The 1144-nt window shown below is 61.7% G+C and carries 1 protein-coding gene; it reads right to left on the minus strand.

Annotation, left to right across the window (positions count from 1 at the left end; all coding sequences use genetic code 11):
- Positions 1–191: 191 nt before the first annotated feature.
- Positions 192–551, minus strand: coding sequence for a transposase (locus ACJH6J_RS30485; protein ID WP_406802206.1), 360 nt, complete (start codon positions 549–551; stop codon positions 192–194).
- Positions 552–1144: the final 593 nt, after the last annotated feature.

A 1144-nucleotide genomic window follows, 5' to 3' on the forward strand; every position in this document is an offset into this window, starting at 1 on the left:
ACACCCAGCCAACCAGACACCCCAATCACAGGCCGACAGCAGCTGACCGTTCTACACCCTCAATCATGAAGAGCCCTCAATGATCTCGGCATCGGTGATGGGATTGGCCCGCCAGCGGTAGTAGGGCTGGCGGGCGAGCTTGAGTACCCGGCACGTCACCGCAACGGGAATCCCGTCGGCGGCGAGCTCACTTACGAGCGGGTAGAGCCTTTTCCCGGCAGATTGGCCTGCGACAAATACGCGGCCGCCCGCCGCAGGACTTCATTCTCTTGTTCCAACAACCGATTTCGGCGTCGTAGCTCGCGCAGTTCAGCGGAATCACTGGTGCTTTTGCCGGTCTTGGCGCCTTCGTCGATATCGGCTTGGCGCATCCACTTGTGCAGCGTCATCGGGTGAACCCCGAAATCGGTGGCGATCTGCTCGATCGTCACACCGTCGCCGCGGTTGCGGGCCACGCGCACGACGTCGTCGCGGAACTCACGGGGGTAGGGCCTGGGCACAGAGACATCCTTCCAGCTCGCCCGTCCGGGGCAAGCCAACTCAGATGTCACCTATTCGTGCAGCAGACCCCCGAAAGAGTCGAGGTCATGGCTGACTGTCGCTTTTTCTCTGGGCGGGAACCCGACAGCTGAGGGCCGTGGGTCCGGTTTGGGGCAGTGATAGTGCGCCAACTATTGTCACGTTCCGACGAGCCGCCGCAAATTTCGTTATGGCCCAATACTTGTTCGCGCTCGGCTCTCGTGATGACCGCAGCCCCGGGCCAGTACGGGCCAAATTTCGCCCCGTAACGCCGCCATGAGCACTTCGTACCGCGACGCTCTCGTTCGGAGTCAAGGCGTTTCGCCTTCCGACGAGTGCTTACGATCGAGTACGCATCGGGAGAGGTAGCGTTCAACGGCCGCCGATCGTACGTGCCCCTCCGGAACGACACGACCCTCTAGTTTCGCCGACGCGCGAATGGACCGCCGACCCGCGCGGGCGACTGCGGCAGGACTGACGACTACGCGTTTCACTCTGCGCGGCATATCGCGTCACCTCACTTATGTTTGAGTCGCTGTCACATTCTATGGAGCAATGATCAGAACCTGTGGATGAGCCTCGGCGAGGCGGCGTAGGAAAGGGCGCACCTTCCCGAGGATGATCT

The organism is Mycobacterium sp. SMC-18, assembly GCF_045310895.1.
Taxonomy (GTDB): Bacteria; Actinomycetota; Actinomycetes; order Mycobacteriales; family Mycobacteriaceae; genus Mycobacterium.